We start from the raw sequence: 22,129 nt of genomic DNA on the forward strand, positions 1-22,129 counted from the left end.
CAGGCGCTGGTGCGCGGCAGCGGTCAGGGCTATGTGGGCGTCAGGGCTTGGCAGTGGGCACAGCGTTGGCTGCGGCCAGCGCCGTCATGTTGACCACGCGGCGCACGGTGGACGAGGGCGTCAGCACGTGGGCCGAAGCGGCCGCGCCCAGCAGGATGGGGCCAATGGTGGTGCCGTGGCCGCTGGTGGTTTTGAGCACGTTGAACAGGATGTTGGCAGCATCCAGATTCGGACAGATCAGCACGTTGGCCGCCCCGCTCAAGGTGGTCTCGGGCAGCATGGTGCGGCGCATGGCATCCGACAGGGCCGCATCACCATGCAGTTCACCGTCGCACTCGATGTGCGGCGCCGACTGCACAAACAGGTCGCGCGCCTGGCGCATCTTGCGTGCCGATGCCCTGCTGGAAGACCCATAGTTGGAGTGCGACAAAAAGGCCACTTTGGGCGGCAGACCAAAGCGTTGCACCTCCTGGGCGGCCATCAAGGCGATGTCAGCCAGTTCTTCGGCGCTGGGGTCTTCGTTGATGTAGGTGTCGGCAATGAACAGGGTGTGCTGCTCCAGCATGAGGGCGTTCACGGTGGCCAGCTCGGGCGTACCGGCTTTCAGGCCGATCACGTCGCGGATATGGGCCAGATGGTTGTCAAACTTGCCCACCAGACCGCAGATCATGGCGTCAGCATCGCCCAGTCGCACCATCAGGGATGCAATCAGTGTGTTGGAGCGGCGCACGATGGCTTTGGCTGCTTCGGGGGTGACGCCGCGCCGACCCATCAGGCTGACGTAGGTCTCCCAGTAACGGCGAAAGCGCGGGTCGTCTTCCGGGTCGCAGACTTCTACGTCCTTGCCCGGCTGGATGCGCAGACCTGCCTTTTCGATGCGGGCGGCAATCACGGCGGGGCGGCCAATCAGGATGGGGCGTGCCAGGCCATCGTCTACGGCCACTTGTGCGGCGCGCAGTACGCGATCATCTTCGCCTTCGGCATAAGCGACGCGGCTGTTGGCCAGCTTCGCAGCGTGGAATACCGGGCGCATGAACATGCCGGTCTGATAAACAAAGCGCGTCAGGCTTTCGCGGTAGGCGTCAATGTCAGCAATCGGGCGGGTGGCCACGCCCGAGTCGGCAGCAGCCTGCGCCACGGCGGGGGCAATGCGCAGAATCAGGCGCGCATCAAACGGGGTGGGGATGAGGTAGTCGGGGCCGAAGTGCAAGTCTTTGCCCGCATAGGCGGCGGCGACTTCATCGCTGGGCTCGGCTTTGGCCAGATCGGCAATCTGGCGCACGCAGGCCAGCTTCATGGCGTCGGTGATCTTGGTGGCGCCGCAATCGAGTGCACCCCGGAAAATATACGGAAAGCACAGGACGTTGTTGACCTGGTTGGGGTAGTCAGAGCGGCCCGTGGCGATGATGCAATCGGGCCGAGCGGCCTTGGCCAGCTCGGGGCGGATTTCTGGCTCAGGGTTGGCCAGGGCCAGGATGATGGGCTTGGCGGCCATGGTCTTGACCATCTCGACCGTCAGCACACCAGGGGCCGAACAGCCCAGAAACACGTCGGCACCATCGACCGCATCAGCCAGCGTGCGGGCGTCAGTTTTTTGCGCATAACGGGCCTTGGATTCGTCGTAGCCACCGGGGCGGCCTTCGTAGATGACGCCCTTGGAGTCACACATGAAGACGTTTTCTACTTTGACGCCCAGGCCCACCATGACGTTCACGCAGGCGATGGCCGCAGCCCCAGCACCTGAGACCGCCACCTTGACATCACCAATCTGTTTATCGACCAGTTCCAGGCCATTCAGCAGGGCCGCGCTGGAAATGATGGCCGTGCCGTGCTGGTCGTCATGGAACACCGGAATGTTCATGCGCTTGGAGAGTTCGCGCTCGATGTAGAAGCACTCGGGGGCTTTGATGTCTTCGAGATTGATGCCGCCCAGCGTAGGCTCCAGCGCCGCAATGATGTCGATCAGCTTATCTGGGTCGTTCTCGGCGAGTTCGATGTCGAACACATCCACACCAGCGAACTTCTTGAACAAGCAACCCTTGCCTTCCATCACGGGTTTGCTGGCCAGTGGCCCGATGTTGCCCAGGCCCAGGACGGCAGTGCCGTTGGTGACCACGCCGACCAGGTTGCCGCGCGCCGTGTATTCATGGGCCAAGGCGGGGTCCGCCTCAATGTCCAGACAGGGATAAGCAACGCCAGGCGAATAGGCCAGGGACAAGTCACGCTGGTTGGACAATGGTTTGGTGGGCGTGACGGAAATCTTGCCCCTGCCTGGGTTACGGTGGTATTCGAGCGCGGCTTCGCGCAGAGCTTGTTCGGCGGTTGACAGGTTTTGGGTCATACAGAAAATTCCTCGCAGATTGCCAAATGAGCTTACCCGATGCTGGCAGCTGTTGCTGTGGCTGGTCGCGCAATTGCTGTACTTGTGGCTCATTGCTCCAGCAGTCGGTTTGCAAGACCGGCGGTTGAAGCAAGGATGAGGATTGGCGCAATTTTGAAAATATTCGATGCCCTGGCTTAAGTGCGTTAAGAAGTGATGTAGAATTCCAGCTGTGCTTGAGTTCTGAGGTTGTAAAAAATACAAAATCAGAAATTTCCAGAATTCAGACAAAGTCAAAATTCTGTGTTATAATTCAAAGCTTAGCGGCTGTAGCTCAGCTGGATAGAGTACTTGGCTACGAACCAAGGGGTCGTGGGTTCGATTCCTGCCAGCCGCACCAAAAAGTAAGCCCTGCAATCTCAAAAAGATTGCAGGGCTTTTTCTTTTGTGTTTTTGCTCTTGCGGTAATGAATTTTGCGTGCCGCTGTGGGCAGCGGCGTGCACGGGGTACATCGTCATGAGTAAGGTGTTTTCCAAGGAATCGGCGACGCAAGACGAAGAAGACGTCCAAATGCCTGCGTTGCCTGTGGGCGGCAAGAACTACATCACACCTTCTGGCTACGATCGACTGAAGGCAGAGTTGCTGGGTCTTATAGATATTGAGCGTCCCAAGGTGGTCGAGGTAGTTCACTGGGCTGCGAGCAACGGCGACCGGTCTGAGAATGGGGACTACCTCTACGGCAAGAAGCGCTTGCGAGAAATTGACAGGCGCATTCGGTTTTTGACGAAACGTCTTGAAATAGCCGAGGTCGTCGATCCAACCGTGCATGCCGGTAGCGACCAGATATTCTTTGGTGCAAAAGTCACTTACGTAGATGATCTAGGGCACCAACGCACGATCACCATTTTGGGTGTTGATGAGGCAGACAGTAGTCAGCACGAGGTGAGTTGGGTTTCGCCGGTGGCGCGTGTGTTGCTCAAAGCAAGGGAGGGCGATGAGGTGTTGCTTTCAACCCCTTGCGGAGTGCGCGCGCTGGAAATTCTTGCAGTGCACTACCCGTCCCCTCGTTCTGGTTGAGTCAGCGGGGAGCGGGTGAGTATCACTCGGAAGGCAATATCCGGGAGGCACGCAAGACAGATGGTGCTCGGCGCAGATTGCGCAATGCTGTCTCAAGATGGGCCTGGTCGCGCACTGCCACTACGAAGCGCAAATCAATGGTATCCATGGCAACTTCATCGTCCATGTCCACATGCGTGATATCGGCTTCTGCATTGGCCAGTTCTACAGCCACCTGGGCCAGCACGCCTTTGCCGTTGCTGACCGTGACCACTACGCCGGTTTCAAAAAGGCGTGTGGGTTCGTCAGCCCAGTCCACTGCAATAAATCGCTCGCTGTCCTTGTGCTGCAGGCGTTGTGCCACGACACAACGGGATACATGCACGACCAAGCCCTCGCCGCGCCCTAAGTAGCCGATGATGGCATCGCCAGGGATAGGGCGACAGCAATGGGCATATTGCACCGAAGCACTTTCGCTGCCATCCAGCGTCAGGCCACCTTGAGAGACTGTTTCGTGCGATGTGTAGCGTTCGCGGGTCATGAGCAGGGCATTGGGACGGTGACCGTGCTCGGCCATCAACACCATGAGCCGTTTGGCAACGATGCTTGCAATGCGCTTGCCCAAACCAATATCGGTCATCAGTTCGCTGCGTGTGCGGCTTCCTGTGAAGCGCAGCAGCTTGTCCCAGATGGGTTGGTTTTCATTGTTGGTGGGTGGGAGTTGTTCCAGGCCCTCGGCGCGCAACGCTTGTGCCAACAATTTTTCTCCCAGACCTTCTGACTCGCTGTGGGCCAGTGTTTTGAGATAGTTACGTATTTTTGAGCGCGCCCTGCCGGTGCGTACGAAACCGAGCCAGGCAGGATTGGGTGTCGCAGCAGGTGTTGTGATGATCTCAACGACATCACCATTTTTGAGTTCCGTACGCAGCGGTACTTGCTCATTGTTGATTTTTGCTGCGGCCGTACTGTTGCCAATATTGCTGTGGATGGCATAAGCGAAGTCCACGACCGTAGCGCCGCGTGGCAGCGCCATGATCTGGCTTTTCGGGGTGAATACGTAAACGGCATCTGGGAAGAGATCCACCTTGACGTGATCCCAAAATTCCGCAGCATCACGGGTCTCGTTCTGAATGTCCAGTAGCGACTGTAGCCACTTGGTGCCCAACCGTTCTGCCGCTTTGCCTTCGGTGTCTTGTGCCTTGTACAGCCAGTGTGCTGCCACACCTGCTTCCGCAATGATGTGCATCTCCTCTGTGCGCATCTGGAACTCAATGTTCACGCCCGATGGCCCCACCAAGGTGGTGTGCAAAGACTGATAGCCGTTGAGCTTGGCAATGGCAATATGGTCTTTGAACTTGCCAGGCACCGGTTTGTACATTTGGTGCAGGATGCCGAGCGCGGTGTAGCAATCGGTCACGGTGGGGACGATGACACGGAAACCATAAATGTCAGTCACCTGGGCAAAGCTCAGATGTTTTTGTTCCATCTTCTGGTAGATGGCGTAAAGCGTTTTCTCCCTGCCTGCAAGGCGCACTTTCATGCCCATTTTGGCAAAAACGTTGTCCACGTCCAGCTGCACTTTCTGCACCAGGTCACGCCGCCGATTGCGCGATTTCTGGATGGCTTTGCTCAATGTGGCATGGCGCCACGGATGCAGGTGGCGAAAAGATAGATCCTGCAATTCCCGGTAGGTCTGGTTGAGTCCCAGCCGGTGAGCGATGGGCGCGTAGATTTCCAGTGTTTCCGATGAGATGCGCCCCCATTTGCTGCGGGGCATGTCCGCAAGCGTGCGCATGTTATGGGTGCGATCCGCCAACTTGATAAGAATGACGCGCACATCGCGGGCCATGGCCAGCAACATTTTGCGAAACGACTCTGCCTGGTTTTCTTCCCGGGTGTCAAATTGCAGCTTGTCCAGCTTGGTCAGCCCATCCACCAGCTCTGCTACAGGCGAGCCGAACCGGTCAATCAGATCGGATTTGGTGACGCCGCAGTCCTCCATTGCATCATGTAAGAGCGCTGCCATGAGTGCCTGGGCGTCCAGCTTCCAGGTGGCGCACTGTGCTGCCACCGCGATGGGGTGGGTGATGTAGGGCTCGCCGCTGTTGCGCAGTTGCCCCAGGTGGGCAGCGTCAGCATAACGATAGGCCTGCCGCACCAGTTCGATGCTGGGTGCATCCAGATAGTCGAGGCTGTCTGTGAGTGCTGCAAAGCTGGCTGCGGCCGCATTGGCCGCAGCAGCTCCCGCGCTGCTTGGATGGGCGCTCGTACCTGGAGAGCCATGGGGAGGGGACTTTTTCAACACCGCGTTCATGCCTTAAATGTAGCGCTGCTGGCAAAGATAGTGGGAAACCATCAAAAAAGCACCGTCAGGCGGTGCTTTGTGTGGATTGGGTGGTGGCTTGGGATCAGCCTGGAACCTTTTTCAGCATTTCCAGACCGACTTTGCCTGCGGCAATTTCGCGCAGTGCAGTCACTGCGGGCTTGTTTTTGCTCTCGATGCGGGGGGCGTGGCCTTGGCTGAGCATGCGGGCGCGGTAAGTCGCTGCCAGCACGAGCTGAAAACGGTTGGGGATCTGCTCAAGGCAGTCTTCTACGGTGATGCGGGCCATGGTTTCTCCGGGGGATTCAGGGAATATTGAGCGACTCGAAGGTGGCGGCTCTGGTGCGGCGCTGGGCTGCATACCGCAAGCGCTGGGCGTGGACGATGGCTTTGAGATCGAAAACCGCCCGCTCAAATAACTCGTTGATTATAACGAAGTCGAATTTATGGGCCTGGGCCATTTCTTCGCTGGCGTTTTTCAGCCGCATTTCGATCACATCGGTGGGGTCTTCGCCACGGCGTTCCAGGCGCGAACGCAATTCTTCCCAGCTGGGCGGCAGAATGAAGATCAGCACTGCATTGGCAAACGCCTGGGTGATTTGCAATGCGCCTTGGTAGTCGATTTCCAGGATCACATCGGCGCCTTGGGCGATGCGGTCTTCAATGGCTTTTTTCGAGGTGCCGTAGCGCTGTCCGTGCACATGGGCCCACTCGACAAACGCATTGCCAGCGACCATGGCGTCGAACTCGGGCTGCGACGTGAAAAAGTAATCGCGCCCGTGTTTTTCCTGGCCGCGTGGTGCGCGCGTGGTGTGCGACACCGAGAGCTGTAACTGGGAGTCGATTTCCAGCAAGGCCTTGACCAGGCTGGACTTTCCTGCGCCACTGGGTGCGGCGACTACAAACAAATTTCCGGGGTAATCCATATAGGGTGTGCGCCAGGCGCTATGAAAATGAAAGCGTTATTCGATGTTCTGCACCTGCTCGCGCATCTGTTCGATCAACACTTTCATGTCCACGCTGATGCGCGTGAGCTCCAGCGCTGCCGACTTGGAGCCCAGCGTGTTGGCCTCGCGGTGCAGTTCCTGGATCAGAAAGTCCAGGCGTTTGCCGATTTCGCCGCCTTGCTGGAGCAGGCGCTCGATTTCATCGATATGCGATTGCAGGCGCGTGACTTCTTCGGCCACGTCGATGCGGATGGCAAACGCGGTGGCCTCTGACAGGGCGCGGTCTTGTGCAGCCTCTGGGGCGGCGCTGCCTTCGGCCAGTCCCATGGCCTCTTTCCAGCGCTCCATGAAGCGCTGGCGCTGTTGTTCTACCAGGCGCGGCACCAGTGGCACCGCTTGCAGCGTGAGGGCGCGCAACTGGCCGAGCCGGTCGTGCAGCATGGTCGCCAGGCGCTCGCCTTCTTGTGCGCGCGCCTGAAGCATGGATTCCAGTGCCTGCCGGGCCAGGGTCTGAGCCACTTCGCTCCAGTCTTCCTGGGTGGAATGGGTGTTGGCGCACAGCCGCACCACTTCTGCCACGCTCAAGGGCGCTGCATTGGGCAGCCAAGACTGCACCACATCTTGCAGCGATCCCAGGCGCTGCAACAGGCGCGGGGTCAGGTCGGGTAGGGTGCTGGCGTCGCCGCTGTCCAGGGCGGCCCGCACCTCGACCTTGCCACGTCGGATCTTTTGTGTGACCAAGGCACGCAGGGCGGGTTCCAGCGGGCGCAGCTCATCGGGCAGGCGAAAGCTCAGATCCAGAAAACGGCTGTTGACCGAGCGGATTTCGAGCCCCAAACGGCGGCTGGCCGGGTGTCCGGCTTCGGCCGACGTACTCCCTTGGGAGGTGCCCAGCTGCGCGCTGGCGTATCCGGTCATGCTGTAAACTGGCATTAGACTTTTGGTGGTTGCTTGCAATCTGCGGATTATCCGGGTTCTGCCGCACCTTCCAATTTTCCCTGAAAAATATGTCAAAAATCAAACCGGCACCGCTGCCGCCCGATACCGCCATTGGTGGATACCGTGTGATACGCCGTTTGGCGGCCGGTGGTTTCGGGGTGGTCTACCTCGCAGTGGATGGCGATGGCCAGAAGGTGGCCATCAAAGAATATCTGCCCTCCTCGCTGGCCACGCGCTCGCCCGGCGAGCTGGCACCCAAGGTGCCCCCCGAGAAGCTGTCTTTGTACCGGCTGGGCCTGAAAAGCTTTTTTGAAGAAGGCCGGGCGCTGGCGCAGATCTCGCACGCTTCGGTGGTCAGCGTGCTCAACTTCTTCCGCGAAAACGAAACCGTATACATGGTGATGAATTACCTGGAAGGCGCGTCCTTGCAGGATTTCATCGTCACCGCGCGCGACCTCAAGACGCAGAAGGTGTTTCGCGAGTCCACCATCCGCTCGTTGTTTGACGAGGTGCTGCGCGGCTTGCGCATTGTTCACCAGCACAAGATGCTGCACCTGGACATCAAACCGGCCAACATTTTCATCACCGATGACAACAAGGCGGTGCTGATTGATTTTGGCGCTGCGCGCGAGGTGCTCTCCAAAGAGGGCAACTTCATTCGCCCCATGTACACGCCCGGATTTGCAGCGCCCGAGATGTACCGGCGCGATTCTTCTATGGGGCCATGGACTGACATTTACGCCATTGGCGCCTGCATTTACGCCAGCATGCAGGGTTTTCCGCCCACCGAGGCGCCGCAGCGCCAGGAAAAAGACCGGCTCTCGCTGTCGCTGGCCAAGCTGCGCGGCGTGTATTCCGACAACCTGATCGAAGTGGTCGAGTGGTGCATGGCGCTGGACCCGCTGTCGCGCCCGCAGTCGGTGTTCGCGCTGCAAAAAGAGCTCTCGCGCGAGGGCGAGCGCCGCTATACCAAGCTGACGGTGGCCGAGAAAATGCGCATGCAGCTCGATTCGCTGGTGACCGATACCCGCAAAAATGTGCAGAAAATGGGCGAGGCGACCGGCATTGGGGCCAAACCATCATGAAGTTCTCGGTATTCCAGATCAGCCGGCGCGGTGGCCGCCAGAAAAACGAAGACCGCATGGGGTATTGCTATACCCGCGAGGCCGGGTTGTTCGTGCTGGCCGATGGCATGGGCGGACATCCCGAGGGCGAGGTGGCGGCGCAAATTGCGCTGCAAACCGTTTCGGCCATGTTCCAGCGCCAGGCCAAACCGGTGCTCAAGGATGTGCAGGAGTTCTTGTCGTCGGCGCTGCTGGCCGCGCACCACCAGATTTTGCGCTACGCCACCGACAAAGCCATGCTCGACTCGCCCCGCACCACCTTGGTCGTGGCGGTACTGCAAGGCGGCAGCGCCACCTGGATTCACTGTGGCGATTCGCGCCTGTATATGGTGCGTGGCACCGAGCTGCTCACGCGCACGCGCGACCACTCGTACCTGGAGCTGCGCAATGCGCCGCCGCCGGGGCTGGAGCGCATCAACCGCAACGTGCTCTTTACTTGCCTGGGCTCGCCCACCAAGCCCATCTACGACATGACCGGCCCGGTGCCGCTGGAGCAGGGCGACCGCATTTTGCTGTGCTCCGATGGCCTGTGGGGCTCGGTGGACGATGTGGAAATTGCCCGCCAGCTGGTGCGCTTGCCGGTGTCGGAATCGGTGCCCGAGCTGGTGGAAGACGCCTTGCGCAAGGCAGGCGCCAGCAGCGACAACGTGACCGTGGTGGCGCTGGAGTGGGAGACGCCCGATGCGTTCGAGTCCACCCAGGGCGTGTCCACCGACAGCCTGCACGACGACATATTTGCCTCCACCATCCAGGCCGGCCCCATCGACGGCCTGGTCGATGATCTGGACGACGAGGCCATCGAGCGCTCGATTGCCGAGATCAACGAAGCCATTCGCCGCTCGGCAGCGCGCAAGGCCTGAGTTCACTGCCTTTCGCGTCCAGCGGCCGTGGGCGGCCCGCCGCCACCCCAGGCGCCGCAGCCTTGCGGTTTGCCACCATTACTATCAAATAAATAGCTGTCAGCGCTTGCTGCGTAAGCGCTAGAAGGGATTTTGACCATGAAAATCGTATTGGCATCCAACAACCAGGGCAAGTTGGCCGAATTGCAGGCCCTGTTCGCGCCGCTGGGCGTGGAGCTGATCCGCCAGGGCGATTTGTTCCAGGGCGAGGCCGAGGAGCCACACTGCACGTTTGTTGAAAACGCCCTGGCCAAAGCCCGTTTTGCCGCTGCGCGCACCGGCCTGCCCGCGCTGGCCGACGACGCTGGCATCTGCGTGGACGCCTTTGGCGGCCTGCCCGGCGTGGACACCGCCCACTACTGCACCCAGTTCGGTTACGACAAAAGCGACGCCAACAACGTGCGCGCCCTGCTCGAACAAATGCAGGGCACCGACAACCGCCGCGCCGCCATGGTCAGCACGCTGGTGGCGGTGCGCAGCCCGCAAGACCCCGAGCCCTTGATTGCCGTGGGCCGCGTGGCGGGCGAGATTTTGCGCACCCCGCGCGGCGACGGCGGCTTTGGTTTTGACCCGGTGATGTTCCTGCCCGAATTCGGAAAAACCTTTGCCGAGCTGCCCACCGAAGTGAAGAACGCGCACAGCCACCGTGGACGCTCATCGCAGCACATGCTGGCCTTGCTGCGCGAGCGCTGGCTGTAAGGTGCATCAAAAAAGTGAGCTGCTGGCGCTTACCAGTGGCTCGTTTGAGATGGTTTTCATGCTGAAAGCGTTTGCAGATAAGCGCTAGCAGCTATCATTTTTGATATTGTCATGCACATCCCCATCACACCCGCCGCGCCGCAGGGCGCTCCCGTGCGCGACATCCAGCATTACATGCGCGCGGGCCTGCTGCAACTGACCAGCCTGCCGCCGCTGTCGCTGTACGTGCATCTGCCCTGGTGCCTGAAAAAATGCCCGTACTGCGATTTCAATTCGCACGAATGGCAGGGCGAGGGCGGCGTGCCCGAGCAGCGCTACCTCGACGCGCTGATGGCCGACCTGGAAGCGGCGCTGCCCCTGGTGTGGGGGCGGGCGGTGCAAAGCATCTTCATCGGTGGCGGCACGCCCAGCCTGTTCTCACCGCAGGCCATAGACCGGCTGCTGGGCGACATCCGTGCGCGCCTGCCGCTGGCGCCGGGCTGCGAGATCACGCTGGAGGCCAACCCCGGCACCTTCGAGAAAGACCGTTTCCGTGCCTTCCGCGCGGCGGGCGTCACGCGGCTGTCGGTGGGCGTGCAAAGCTTCAACGACCGGCACCTGCGCGCGCTGGGCCGCGTCCACGACCGCGCCCAGGCGCTGGCGGCGGTCGAAGAGGCGGCGCAGGCCTTCGACACCTTCAACCTCGACCTCATGTACGCCCTGCCGGGCCAGACCATGGCCGAGCTGGACGAAGACCTGGCCACCGCGCTGGCACTGGCGCCGCCGCACATCTCGATTTACCACCTGACCATCGAGCCCAACACGTACTTTGCCAAGTACCCGCCCGCCATCCCGCCGGACGATGATGCCTACGCCATGCTCGACCGCATCACCGAATTGACAGGCCAATCGGGCATGCAGCGCTACGAAATATCGGCCTACGCGCGCCCTGGCCACCACTGCCTGCACAACACCAACTACTGGCAGTTTGGCGATTATTTGGGCATTGGCGCGGGCGCGCACAGCAAGCTCAGTTTTGCCCACCGCGTGGTGCGCCAGACGCGCTTTCGCGACCCGCGCCTGTACATGGAGCACGCCCTGGCGGGCCACGCCATGGCCCAGGACGAGGACGTGCGCCGTGCCGATCTGCCGTTTGAATACATGCTCAACGCGCTGCGCCTGCGCGAGGGTTTTGCGCTGCAAGACTTTACCGAGCGCACCGGCCTGCCCCTGACGGCGATTGCCAAAGCGCTGGCCGAGGCCGAGCGCAAGGGGCTGATCGAGCGCGATCTGGCCCATGTGCGCCCCACCGAGCGCGGCTTTGACTTCTTGAGCGACTTGCAGGCGCTGTTTCTGGCCGATTGAGCGCCGAGGGGCAAGAGGTCTTGCGGCGGCGACCGCCCTCAGCCGCAGTGCAGGGCCGTGATGCGGCCATTGCCGTCCACCAGCAGGTTCAGCCGCTCGTTGTTGAACTCCCGTGTCGTGGCCTGCTTCGGGTGCAGCACACGTGCCATCGCAGCGCCCGAGGCCACGCGCGCCTGCTCTATCACGGACGCCGTGGCCGATTGGCCCTGAAAGCTTTGTGCGGGCGCTGCGTTGCACACGCCACCACGCGGGCCTGGGCTGGGCAGTGCCGAAGGCCCTGTGCCGGGCGCGCTGGTGCAGGCCGCCAGCAAGGCGGCGCTGGCGCAGGCCAGCAGGGTGGGGATTCGGTTCTTTGTCATCGGGGTTTCTCCTGTATCGAGGGTGTCTTTACGCATTCTTGATACCCCACAGCGTAATCTCTACAGGGGGTTGATGCCTGCGCTCCTAAGCTCTTTCCATCGGAAATCCGCAATGGGGAGCAATGCAATGGATGCAATTTTTGGGGGGCTGGGCGCTGTGCTTTTTGCCCTGGCAGTGGGGCTGGTGGCAGCCTGCCACGCGCTGGAAGGTCGCCAATGACCGCGCTGTACTGGTGCAGTGGGCTGGCGGCTGCCGGTCTGTTCATTTACCTGGTCGTTGCGCTGGTGCGCGCCGAGGAGTTCTGACATGACTTCTCTGGCATGGACCAATTTGGCCTTGTTTTTGGGCTTGTTGCTGGTGCTGGCGTGGCCGCTGTCGCGCTGGCTCGCCGCCGTGGCGCAAGGGCGCTTGCCGCGCTGGATGGCAGCAGTGGAAGGGGTTTTTTATCGGGCCGCAGGCGTCAAACCCGCCGAGGACATGTCCTGGAAGCGCTATGCGCTGGCGCTGCTGCTGTTCAACTTCATCGGCCTGCTGGTGGCCTATGGCTTGCAGCGCACGCAGCAGTGGTTGCCGCTGAACCCGCAGGGAATGGGGGCGGTGTCGCCTGACTCGGCGTTCAACACCGCCGTGAGCTTTGTCACCAACACCAATTGGCAGGGTTATGGCGGCGAGACGACGATGAGCTACCTCACCCAAATGCTGGTGATGACGGTGCAGAACTTTGTCTCCGGCGCCACCGGCATTGCCGTGGCTTTTGCGCTGGTGCGTGGTTTCACCAGTCGGCTGGCCAGCGGCATTGGCAACTTCTGGGCAGACATCACGCGCATCACCCTGTGGGTGCTGCTGCCGCTGTCGTTCGTGTTCGCGCTGTTCCTGGTGGGGCAAGGCGTGATCCAGAACCTGAGCGGCTACCAGGAAGTGTCCACGCTGGAGGCCACGCACTACCAGCAGGCCAGGCTGGATGCGCAGGGCCAGCCGCTGCAAGATGCCGCTGGCCAGCCGCTGATGGAGGCTGTCACCACGCCAACGCAGACCTTGGCCATGGGGCCGGTGGCGTCGCAGGAGGCCATCAAGCTGCTGGGCACCAATGGGGGCGGTTTCTTCAATGCGAACTCGGCCCATCCCTATGAAAACCCGACGCCACTGTCCAACCTGGGGCAGATGCTGGCCATTTTTCTGATTCCGGCAGCGCTGTGTTTTGTCTTTGGCCAGATGGTGGGGGATTCGCGCCAGGGCGTGGCCATTTTGGCGGCCATGGCCATTTTGTTTGCCGTGGCGGTGGTCGCTGCCACCTCCGCCGAGCAGGCGGGCAACCCGCAGCTGGCGGCGCTGGGTGTGGACCAGAGCGTTCATGCCTTGCAGGGCGGCGGCAACATGGAGGGCAAAGAGGCGCGCTTTGGCGTGGTTTCCAGCGCGCTGTTCGCGGCGGTCACCACGGCGGCGTCGTGCGGTGCCGTCAACGCCATGCACGACTCGTTCACGCCGCTGGGCGGCATGGTGCCGCTGGTGCTGATGCAATTGGGCGAGGTGGTGTTCGGCGGTGTGGGCACAGGCCTGTATGGCATGTTGGCCTTTGCCATCCTGGCGGTGTTCATTGCCGGGCTGATGATCGGTCGCACCCCCGAATACCTGGGCAAGAAGATTGCCAGCCACGAGATGAAGATGGTGTCCATCGCGCTGCTCATCACGCCGCTGGTGGTTTTGGTGGGCGTGGCCGTGGCGGTGCTGTCCGACAGCGGGCGCCTGGGCGTGGCCAACCCTGGCGCGCATGGTTTTACGGAAATCCTTTACGCCCTGACGTCGGCGGCCAACAACAACGGCAGCGCTTTTGCGGGTCTGTCGGCCAATACGCCGTTCTACAACACCCTGCTGGGCATTGCCATGTGGTTGGGGCGCTTTGGTGTGATCGTCCCCGTGCTGGCCCTGGCTGGCAGCCTGGCCGCCAAGAACCGCATTCCCACCGGCAGTGGCACTTTGCCTACGCACGGGCCGCTGTTTGTGGGGCTGTTGATCGGGGTGGTGCTGCTGGTCGGGCTGCTCAATCACATTCCCAATCTGGCCCTGGGGCCCATCGTCGAGCATCTGATGCTCTGGAAGGCTTGAGGGAGTCCACTCCATGAATACGCAAAGCACACTTTCTTTTCTCGATCCGGCCTTGCTGCGGCCCTCGCTGGTGCAGGCCTTCGCCAAACTGGATCCGCGCGTGCAGTGGCGCAACCCGGTCATGTTCGTTGTCTATGCGGGCAGCATTCTCACCAGCGTGCTGTGGTTGCTGAGCCTGGGCAGTGCCGCCGTGGCCGGTAGTGAGGGCTCGGGCTTCATCCTGGCGATGGCGCTGTGGCTGTGGTTCACGGTGCTGTTTGCCAACTTTGCCGAGGCGCTGGCCGAGGGCCGCTCCAAAGCCCAGGCGGCTGCGCTGCGCGGGCTCAAGTCTGAGACCTGGGCGCGCAAACTGCACGAGCCACGCCATGGCGCCCAATGGCATCCGGTGCAGTCGGGCGAGCTGCGCAAGGGCGATGTGGTGCTGGTTGAAGCCGGAGATATGGGCACCATCCCGCTCGACGGCGAAGTCATCGAAGGCGTGGCGTCGGTGGACGAAAGCGCCATCACAGGCGAGTCGGCACCGGTGATCCGTGAGTCGGGGGGGGATTTTTCATCGGTCACGGGCGGCACGCGCGTGCTGTCGGACTGGCTGGTGGTGCGCATCACCGTGAACCCGGGCGAGTCGTTCCTGGACCGCATGATCTCGATGGTGGAAGGCGCCAAGCGCCAGAAAACACCGAATGAAATCGCCCTGACGATCTTGCTGGTGGCGCTGACCCTGGTGTTTCTGGTCGTCACGGTCACGCTGCTGCCCTATTCGATGTTCAGCGTGCAGGCGGCGGGTGCGGGCACGGTGGTGTCGGTCACGGCGCTGGTAGCCCTCTTGGTGTGCCTGATCCCGACCACCATTGGCGGCCTGCTGTCGGCCATCGGCGTGGCAGGTATGAGCCGCATGATGCGGGCCAACGTGATTGCCACCTCGGGCCGCGCCGTCGAAGCGGCGGGTGACGTGGACGTGCTTTTGCTCGACAAGACCGGCACCATCACCCTGGGCAACCGGCAGGCCAGCGTGTTCATGCCTGCGCCGGGCGTCACCGAGGAGCAACTGGCCGACGCGGCGCAATTGGCATCGCTGGCCGACGAAACGCCCGAGGGCCGCAGCATCGTGGTGCTGGCCAAGACGCGCTTTGGCCTGCGCGAACGTGAGCTGGCGGGCCTGCAAGCGCACTTTGTGCCTTTCACCGCGCAGACGCGCATGAGCGGCGTCGATTTTGGCGACCCCGCCGCGCCGCGCCGCAGCATTCGCAAGGGTGCGGCTGATGCCGTGCGCAGCCACATCGAAGCGCGTGGTGGGCTATTTCCCGCCGAGGTGCAAGGCGCGGTGGAAGCCGTGGCACGCCGGGGCAGCACGCCGCTGGTGGTGGCCGATGAAACCCGTGTGATGGGCGTGGTGGAGCTGAAGGACATCGTCAAGGGCGGCATCAAGGAGCGCTTTGCCGAGCTGCGCCGCATGGGCATCAAAACGGTGATGGTCACGGGCGATAACCGCCTGACGGCTGCCGCCATTGCTGCCGAGGCCGGGGTGGACGATTTCCTGGCCGAGGCGACGCCCGAGGCCAAGCTGCGCCTGATCCGCGACTACCAGGCCGAAGGCCGCCTGGTGGCCATGACGGGTGATGGCACCAACGACGCACCCGCGCTGGCCCAGGCCGATGTGGCCGTGGCCATGAACAGCGGTACCCAGGCGGCCAAGGAGGCCGGCAACATGGTGGACCTCGACTCCAACCCCACCAAGCTGCTGGAGATCGTCGAGACCGGCAAACAACTGCTGATGACGCGCGGCTCGCTGACCACGTTCTCGATTGCCAACGATGTGGCCAAGTACTTCGCCATCATCCCGGCCATGTTTGTCGGCGTGTATCCGCAGCTTGCGGCGCTGAACGTGATGGGCTTGCACAGCCCTTCGTCGGCCATCTTGTCGGCGGTCATTTTCAATGCCTTGATCATCGTGGCGCTGATTCCGCTGGCCCTCAAGGGCGTGCCTTACCGCGCCGTGGGGGCCGCCGTGCTGCTGCGCCGCAATTTGGCGGTTTACGGTGTGGGCGGGCTCATCGTGCCTTTCATCGGCATCAAGCTGATCGATATGTTTCTGGTGGCCACCCACCTGATTTGAGGCCCTCTGGCCCAAGGAGTCTTCATGAAAAACTTGCTACGCCCCGCGCTGGTGACCTTCGCGCTGCTCAGTGCCGTCACCGGACTGGTCTATCCCTTGGCGGTCACTGGCGTGGGCCAGGCGATGTTTCCGCACCAGGCTGCAGGCAGTCTGATTGAGCGCAACGGCACAGTCGTTGGCTCGGATCTGATTGGCCAGCACTTCACCGCACCGCGCTATTTCTGGGGCCGGCCCTCGGCCACGGCGCCCATGCCCAACAACGCCGCTGGCTCGGGCGGCTCCAACCAGGGGCCGCTGAACCCGGCGCTGGCCGAGGCGGTCAAGGAGCGCATCGCCGCGCTGCGTGCCGCTGACCCGGGCAACCAGCAGGCGGTGCCAGCGGATTTGGTGACGGCGTCGGCCAGCGGGCTGGACCCGCACATCAGCGTGGCGGCGGCACAGTTCCAGGCCGCGCGCGTGGCGCGCGAGCGCCAATGGCCGCTGGCACAGGTGCAAGACCTGATCCAGCGCCACACCCAGGCGCGGGACCTGGGGGTGCTGGGCGAGCCGCGTGTCAATGTGCTTCAGCTCAATCTGGCGCTGGACGCACAGCGCTGAATCGTCCAACGCCGTTCCCTTTTGTGCTTTGCCCTGGCGGGTTTTCCTGGTCGCCAGTGGGCCGGTCAGAGCTACTTTTATCAATTACCCCATGTTTACCTTGAAAACACGCACCATCTGTGCGCTCGCCTTCGCTGCCGCCCAGGCTCTTTTGTGCGGTGGTGCGCAGGCCCAAGCGCCTGCCCCTGCTACCGATCAATCCGCCAGCGCCGTTCCTGCGGCGCCGGAACATGCCATCACCGGCAATGTGGGGTTGGTCAGCGATTACCGCTTTCGCGGCATCAGCCAGACCTGGCGCCTGCCTGCCGTGCAGGGCGGTCTGGACTATGTACACCGCAGCGGGTTGTACCTGGGCACTTGGGCGTCCAATGTGTCTGGCAACAGTTACAACAACGGTTCGGCCCTGGAGTGGGACCTGTATGGCGGCGTGAAACTGGAGGTGGCGTCTGGCGTGGTGCTGGACCTCGGTGCCCTGGCCTATATCTACCCTGGTGCGCGCATGAACCGTGCGCTAGGAGTGGTCAGCACACAAAAGTACGACAACGTGGACTTGTATGTGGGCGTTAGCCATGGCCCGTTCTCGGCCAAACTGTCGTATGCCGTCACCGATTACTTTGGCCTGAACGGCGGTTCCGCAGGGTACGCCTACTTCAGCAGCCTGGCACCCCATGGCGGTTCCCGGGGCAGTTTGTACTTGGATCTGAACTACAACGTGGATCTGGGCCAGGGCGTCACTGTGGGGTTGCACGCCGGTCACGTCGCGGTGCGCAACTATGCCGACCTGTCCTACAGCGATGCCAAAGTGTCGGTGTCCAAGGAGGTGTTTGGTGTCAACCTGTCCGTCGCCATCGTCGGCACCAACGCCAGGAGCGCGTATTACCAGGCGGGCAATGCCGCTGGTGCGGATGCCAAACGCCTGGGCAAGGCAGCCCTGGTGCTGGGGTTGAGCAAGGGTTTTTGAATAAGCGCTGACAGTGAAATACTCCTGATCCATGGATGCACCCCACGACCGCCGCCCCAGCCCTGACGCGCTGCTGGCACAGATGCGCGATGCCGAAGCCGCTGCTGCGCGCGGCAAGCTGCGCATCTACTTTGGCTCGTCTGCCGGTGTGGGAAAGACCTACGCCATGCTGCAAGCCGCGCGCAAGCTGCACGGCGAGGGTGTGGACGTGCTTGCGGGTGTGGTGGAGACGCACCGCCGTGCCGACACCCAGGCGCTGCTGAGCGGGCTGCCCGAACTGCCTGCCCGGGCCGTGTCCTATCGCGGCAAAGAGTTGCCGGAGTTCGATCTCGATGCCGCTTTGGCGCGCCGCCCCGCACTCATCCTGGTCGATGAGCTGGCGCATTCCAATGTGCCTGGCTCGCGCCACCCCAAGCGCTGGCAGGACGTGGAGGAACTGCTGGCCAACGGCATCAGCGTTTACACCACGCTCAACGTGCAGCACCTGGAAAGCCTGAATGACGTGGTGAGCGGTATCACTGGCATCCGTGTACAGGAAACCTTGCCAGACACCTTCTTTGATCGTGCCGACGAGGTGGTGATGGTGGACACGCCCGCCGAGGAGTTGATCGCGCGCCTCAAAGCTGGCAAGGTGTACTTGGGTGCCCAGGCCGAGCGTGCGGCCCGCAACTTCTTTCGCAAGGGCAACCTCATGGCCTTGCGCGAGCTGGCCCTGCGCCGCACGGCCGATCGCGTCGAGGACGATGTGCAAGCCTGGCGCAGCACCCAGCGCATCGGCCAGGTTTGGAAGACCGATGGTGCCATCCTCTGCGCCATCAGTGACTCGCCTGGCGCAGGCAGTGTGGTGCGCAGCGCCGCGCAACTGGCCCAGCAGCTCAGTGTGCCTTGGCATGCGGTCCATGTGGAAACCATGGTGCTGCGGCGCCTGCCTGCTGTGCAGCGCGAGCGCATCTTGCGCGTGGTGCGGCTGGCTGCCGACCTGGGTGCCACCACGGCGGTGCTGGCGGCACAGGACGTGGCCTCCACGCTGATCGCCTACGCGCGCGAGCACAACCTGGCCAAGCTGGTGCTCGGACGCGAGGCGCCGTTGGTGTGGTGGCAGCGCTGGCTGGGCGGCAAGTCCCTGGCCCGCAGGCTGGCCGATGGTGGTGCCGATTTGGATCTGATCTCCGTGGCCACCCCCCGCTTGCCGCAACCGGCCCCGCCGCTGGGAGCGCCCGGCGCCCAGGCACAGGAGCGCGAGCGCCGTTGGGCGAATGGCGTGCGGCGCTATGGCTTGGCCGCAGCTGCATGCGTGGCGGCCACCGCACTGAGCTGGCCGCTGCAATGGCACTTCGATACCGCCAACATCGTCATGCTGTACCTGCTGTGTGTGGTCGGCGTGGCGCTGCGGCTGGGGCGCGGTCCGGCGGTGCTGGCCAGCTTTTTGAGCGTGGGGCTGCTGGACTTTTTCTTTGTCCTGCCGCGCATGAGCTTTGCCGTGTCCGACGTGCAGTACCTCATGACTTTTGGCGTGATGCTGGCGGTGGGCCTGGTCATCGGCCAACTCACGGCGGGCCTGCGCTACCAGGCCCAGGTGGCGGGCGAGCGCGAGCGCCGCGCGCGCCGCCTGTTCGAACTCACACGCGAGCTGGCCAGCGCCTTGCAGGCCGAGCAGGTGCTGCAACTGGCCGAGCAAAGTCTGTCCCACGAGGTGCAGGGCTTGGTGCTGGTGTACGCACTGGACGATCAGGATCGGCTGCAGCCTTCGCCGCGCCAGGCTGCCCTGGCAAGCGCCGACCAACCCGATATGGGTACTGCGCGCTGGGCGCTGGACCACGGTCAGGCCGCTGGCATGTTCACCGACACATTGCCCGGCAGCGCCTGGCTCTACCTGCCGCTGAAGGCATCCATGCGCACGCGCGGCGTTTTGGCGCTGCGCCCCGGTTCCACACGCAGTGTGATGCTGCCCGAGCTGCGTGAGCAGCTTGAAACCTACGCGCGCATCGTCGGCCAGTCGCTGGAGCGCGTGCACTATGTCGCAGTGGCCCAGGAGGCGGTGGTGAACATCGAGTCCGAGCGCCTGCGCAGCTCGCTGCTGTCGGCCCTCTCGCACGACCTGCGCACGCCGCTGGCTGTGGTCTATGGTCTGGCAGATACGCTGGCGGCCATGCCCGCGCTGCCTCCGCAGGGGCGCGACATGGCCGCCGCGCTGCGCCAGGAGGCGCAGCGCATCAACGCCATGGTGAACAACCTGCTTGATATGGCGCGCCTGCAAAGCGGCGCCGTGCAGTTGCGCCGACAGTGGCAGCCTGTGGAAGAGGTGGTGGGTAGCGCGCTACAGGCGATGCAGAGTGCGCTTTCGGGCCACAGCGTGCGCACCGATGTGCCTGCCGGCCTGCCCATGGTGCATCTGGATGCGGTGCTCATTGAGCGCGTGCTGTGCAACCTGCTGGAAAACGCCATCAAGTACACGCCTCCAGGCAGCGTGATCACCCTCAGTGCCAGCATGCGAGCCCCCGATCTGGTGCTGTGCGTGAGCGACAACGGCCCCGGCTTGCCGCCGGGCAGCGCCGAAGTGCTGTTCGAGAAGTTCACGCGCGGCGAGCGCGAGTCCAGCATCCCCGGCGTGGGCCTGGGTCTTGCAATCTGCCGTGCCATCATGACTGCGCACCAGGGCCGCATCTGGGCTGAGCGCGGTACCCAGAGCGGTGCCTCTTTCTGCCTGAGCCTGCCGCTGGGAACGCCGCCCAGCCTGCCAGCACCAGAGACCGAAGACGAGCCCGAGCCTACGACAGCCGCACCCACCCATGACCACTGAACCATCCCCCGTCGCCTTGATCGTTGAGGACGAAGCCTCCATCCGCCGCTTTGTGCGCGTTGCGCTGCAGGCCGAAGGCTGGCAGGTACACGAAGCAGGCACTGTGCGCCAGGGCCTCATCGATGCCGGTACGCGCCGCCCCGATCTGGTCATTCTCGACCTGGGCCTGCCCGACGATGACGGTGTCCACTACCTCAAGGACTTGCGTACCTGGTCGGGTGTGCCGGTGATCGTGCTCTCGGCGCGATCGGATGAGGCCGACAAGATCGCTGCGCTCGATGCAGGCGCCGACGACTACCTCACCAAGCCCTTCGGTGTGGGTGAACTGATGGCCAGGGTGCGCGTGGCACTGCGCAGAAGCCAAGCGCATGCCGCACGCAACGGCGCCGAGCCTGTCCCGTTCCGCTTCGGACAGGTGGAGGTGGATTTGGTGCAGCGGCGTGTTCTGCGCCAGGGCCTGCCGGTGCACCTCACGCCCATCGAATACCGCCTGCTCACCCACCTGATCGCCAATGCCGGCAAGGTGCTGACCCACTACCAGCTGCTCAAGGCCGTGTGGGGCCCATCGCACATCGAAGACAACCATTACCTGCGCGTGTACATGGGCAACCTGCGCCAGAAGCTCGAAGAGCTTCCTGCCCAGCCGCGCCATTTGCTCACCGAGACAGCCGTGGGTTACCGGCTCATGCCCTGACGTGCGGGGCGCTGCTCAACCACCGTTCGGGTGTAGTCTGCTTGGACGATGGTGCGAACAAAAGGCGTCCCTAAGCTGTGGTGCTCTAACCCTATAGGAGCACACATGAGACTCACAGACAAGGTAGCCCTGGTGACGGGCGCAGGCCAAGGCATGGGGCGCGCCATTGCACGCTGCTTTGCCCAAGAGGGAGCCACCGTGGTGGCGCTGGACTTGAACCTGGAAGCAGCGCAGCAGTCGCTCGACGGCCTGGGCGGGCGCAGCATGGCGCGCAGCCTGAACGTGGGCGACAGCGCCGCCGTGGCGGCGCTGGTCGATGAGGTGGTGGCTACTTTTGGCCGTGTCGATGTGCTGGTCAACAACGCTGGCATTGGTTCGGTCGATGCGTTTGCCGACATTCCCGACGAGACCTGGGCGCGCGTCATCAACGTGAACCTCAATGGTGCCTTCTACTGCGCCCGCCAGGCGGTGCGCGCCATGCAAAAGGCTGGCACGCGCGGCGTGGTGATCAATGTGGCCAGCACGGCAGCAGCGTCGGGCGACGGGCCAGCGCATTACTGCGCCTCGAAAGCGGCGCTGATGGGCTTGACCCGCAGCATGGCCAAGGAGCTGGCAGCGCAGGGCATTCGCGTCAACACACTGGTGCCGGGGCCGACCAACACGCCCATGATGCAAAGCATTCCGCAGGAGTGGACGGACGCCATCATCAAGGGCGTTCCCATGGGCCGCATGGCCGAGCCCGAGGACATTGCGCGGGTGGCATTGTTCCTGGCCAGCGATGACAGCGGTTTTGTCACCGGCCAGAACCTGGCGGTCAACGGCGGCAGCGCCTTCCTGTGAGGAGTGAGA

General features: G+C 62.8%; 19 protein-coding genes and 1 tRNA gene. 14 read left to right on the plus strand and 6 right to left on the minus strand.

Going from position 1 to position 22,129, the window contains the following annotated elements; all coding sequences use genetic code 11:
* Nucleotides 1–40: 40 nt before the first annotated feature.
* Nucleotides 41–2,341, minus strand: coding sequence for an NADP-dependent malic enzyme (locus EV674_RS02735; RefSeq protein WP_119012884.1), 2,301 nt, complete (start codon nucleotides 2,339–2,341; stop codon nucleotides 41–43).
* Nucleotides 2,342–2,643: 302 nt separating this feature from the next.
* Here EV674_RS02735 and EV674_RS02740 point away from each other — a divergent pair.
* Together EV674_RS02740 and greB are read left to right on the plus strand one after the other, a co-directional pair.
* A tRNA-Arg gene (locus tag EV674_RS02740) sits at nucleotides 2,644–2,720 on the plus strand.
* Between the two features lie 117 nt (nucleotides 2,721–2,837).
* A complete protein-coding gene (gene greB / locus EV674_RS02745) occupies nucleotides 2,838–3,398 on the plus strand; it encodes a transcription elongation factor GreB (protein WP_119012923.1) in 561 nt (186 codons plus the stop codon).
* Between the two features lie 22 nt (nucleotides 3,399–3,420).
* Here greB and EV674_RS02750 read toward each other — a convergent pair whose 3' ends face one another.
* From EV674_RS02750 to EV674_RS02765, 4 genes are all read right to left on the minus strand, one after another.
* Complete coding sequence (locus EV674_RS02750) at nucleotides 3,421–5,691, minus strand: RelA/SpoT family protein (protein ID WP_119012883.1); 2,271 nt, start codon at nucleotides 5,689–5,691, stop codon at nucleotides 3,421–3,423.
* 94 nt (nucleotides 5,692–5,785) lie between these two features.
* Nucleotides 5,786–5,989, minus strand: coding sequence for a DNA-directed RNA polymerase subunit omega (gene rpoZ / locus EV674_RS02755; protein WP_119012882.1), 204 nt, complete (start codon nucleotides 5,987–5,989; stop codon nucleotides 5,786–5,788).
* Between the two features lie 16 nt (nucleotides 5,990–6,005).
* Complete coding sequence (gene gmk, locus EV674_RS02760; RefSeq protein ID WP_119012881.1) at nucleotides 6,006–6,626, minus strand: guanylate kinase; 621 nt, start codon at nucleotides 6,624–6,626, stop codon at nucleotides 6,006–6,008.
* Nucleotides 6,627–6,662: 36 nt separating this feature from the next.
* Entirely contained in the window at nucleotides 6,663–7,565 is a 903-nt protein-coding gene (locus tag EV674_RS02765; protein ID WP_119012880.1) for a YicC/YloC family endoribonuclease, read from the minus strand.
* Between the two features lie 89 nt (nucleotides 7,566–7,654).
* Between EV674_RS02765 and EV674_RS02770 the strand changes: the two genes are divergently transcribed.
* The 4 genes from EV674_RS02770 (at nucleotide 7,655) to hemW (ending at nucleotide 11,652) form a co-directional block, all read left to right on the plus strand.
* Complete coding sequence (locus EV674_RS02770) at nucleotides 7,655–8,671, plus strand: serine/threonine protein kinase (protein ID WP_119012879.1); 1,017 nt, start codon at nucleotides 7,655–7,657, stop codon at nucleotides 8,669–8,671.
* A complete protein-coding gene (locus EV674_RS02775) occupies nucleotides 8,668–9,570 on the plus strand; it encodes a PP2C family protein-serine/threonine phosphatase (RefSeq protein ID WP_119012878.1) in 903 nt (300 codons plus the stop codon). The genes EV674_RS02770 and EV674_RS02775 overlap by 4 nt, the downstream gene beginning before the upstream one ends.
* Nucleotides 9,571–9,708: 138 nt before the next feature.
* On the plus strand, nucleotides 9,709–10,308 hold the full coding sequence (gene rdgB / locus EV674_RS02780; protein WP_119012877.1) for an RdgB/HAM1 family non-canonical purine NTP pyrophosphatase: 600 nt from the start codon (nucleotides 9,709–9,711) through the stop codon (nucleotides 10,306–10,308).
* 111 nt (nucleotides 10,309–10,419) lie between these two features.
* Nucleotides 10,420–11,652 carry a radical SAM family heme chaperone HemW gene (gene hemW, locus EV674_RS02785; RefSeq protein WP_119012876.1) on the plus strand — a complete coding sequence of 411 codons (1,233 nt, stop codon included), beginning with the start codon at nucleotides 10,420–10,422 and terminating at the stop codon, nucleotides 11,650–11,652.
* A gap of 38 nt (nucleotides 11,653–11,690) precedes the next feature.
* Here the strand turns inward: hemW and EV674_RS02790 are convergent, their stop codons facing one another.
* Nucleotides 11,691–12,011, minus strand: a complete 321-nt coding sequence (locus EV674_RS02790; protein WP_119012875.1) for an I78 family peptidase inhibitor — start codon at nucleotides 12,009–12,011, stop codon at nucleotides 11,691–11,693.
* Between the two features lie 216 nt (nucleotides 12,012–12,227).
* Here EV674_RS02790 and kdpF point away from each other — a divergent pair, with 216 nt between their 5' ends.
* The 8 genes from kdpF to EV674_RS02830 all read left to right on the plus strand — a co-directional run bounded on the left by kdpF (nucleotide 12,228) and on the right by EV674_RS02830 (nucleotide 22,120).
* Entirely contained in the window at nucleotides 12,228–12,317 is a 90-nt protein-coding gene (gene kdpF / locus EV674_RS02795; RefSeq protein WP_119012874.1) for a K(+)-transporting ATPase subunit F, read from the plus strand.
* Nucleotide 12,318: 1 nt separating this feature from the next.
* Entirely contained in the window at nucleotides 12,319–14,115 is a 1,797-nt protein-coding gene (gene kdpA / locus EV674_RS02800; RefSeq protein ID WP_119012873.1) for a potassium-transporting ATPase subunit KdpA, read from the plus strand.
* Nucleotides 14,116–14,128: 13 nt separating this feature from the next.
* Nucleotides 14,129–16,228 (plus strand): potassium-transporting ATPase subunit KdpB, encoded by a 2,100-nt coding sequence (gene kdpB, locus EV674_RS02805; RefSeq protein WP_119012872.1) that lies wholly within the window; start codon nucleotides 14,129–14,131, stop codon nucleotides 16,226–16,228.
* A 24-nt stretch (nucleotides 16,229–16,252) separates the two neighbouring features.
* Nucleotides 16,253–16,825 (plus strand): potassium-transporting ATPase subunit KdpC, encoded by a 573-nt coding sequence (gene kdpC, locus EV674_RS02810; protein WP_119012871.1) that lies wholly within the window; start codon nucleotides 16,253–16,255, stop codon nucleotides 16,823–16,825.
* Nucleotides 16,826–16,916: 91 nt separating this feature from the next.
* The gene (locus EV674_RS02815) at nucleotides 16,917–17,786 is read left to right on the plus strand and encodes a TorF family putative porin (RefSeq protein ID WP_157983673.1); all 870 of its coding nucleotides are present in this window, start codon (nucleotides 16,917–16,919) and stop codon (nucleotides 17,784–17,786) included.
* Between the two features lie 31 nt (nucleotides 17,787–17,817).
* Nucleotides 17,818–20,586 (plus strand): DUF4118 domain-containing protein, encoded by a 2,769-nt coding sequence (locus EV674_RS02820; RefSeq protein ID WP_119012869.1) that lies wholly within the window; start codon nucleotides 17,818–17,820, stop codon nucleotides 20,584–20,586.
* On the plus strand, nucleotides 20,576–21,280 hold the full coding sequence (gene kdpE, locus EV674_RS02825; protein WP_119012868.1) for a two-component system response regulator KdpE: 705 nt from the start codon (nucleotides 20,576–20,578) through the stop codon (nucleotides 21,278–21,280). The genes EV674_RS02820 and kdpE overlap by 11 nt, the downstream gene beginning before the upstream one ends.
* Nucleotides 21,281–21,385: 105 nt before the next feature.
* The gene (locus EV674_RS02830; protein ID WP_119012867.1) at nucleotides 21,386–22,120 is read left to right on the plus strand and encodes an SDR family NAD(P)-dependent oxidoreductase; all 735 of its coding nucleotides are present in this window, start codon (nucleotides 21,386–21,388) and stop codon (nucleotides 22,118–22,120) included.
* Nucleotides 22,121–22,129: the final 9 nt, after the last annotated feature.

Source organism: Simplicispira metamorpha, assembly GCF_004341365.1.
Taxonomy (GTDB): domain Bacteria; phylum Pseudomonadota; class Gammaproteobacteria; order Burkholderiales; family Burkholderiaceae_C; genus Simplicispira; species Simplicispira metamorpha.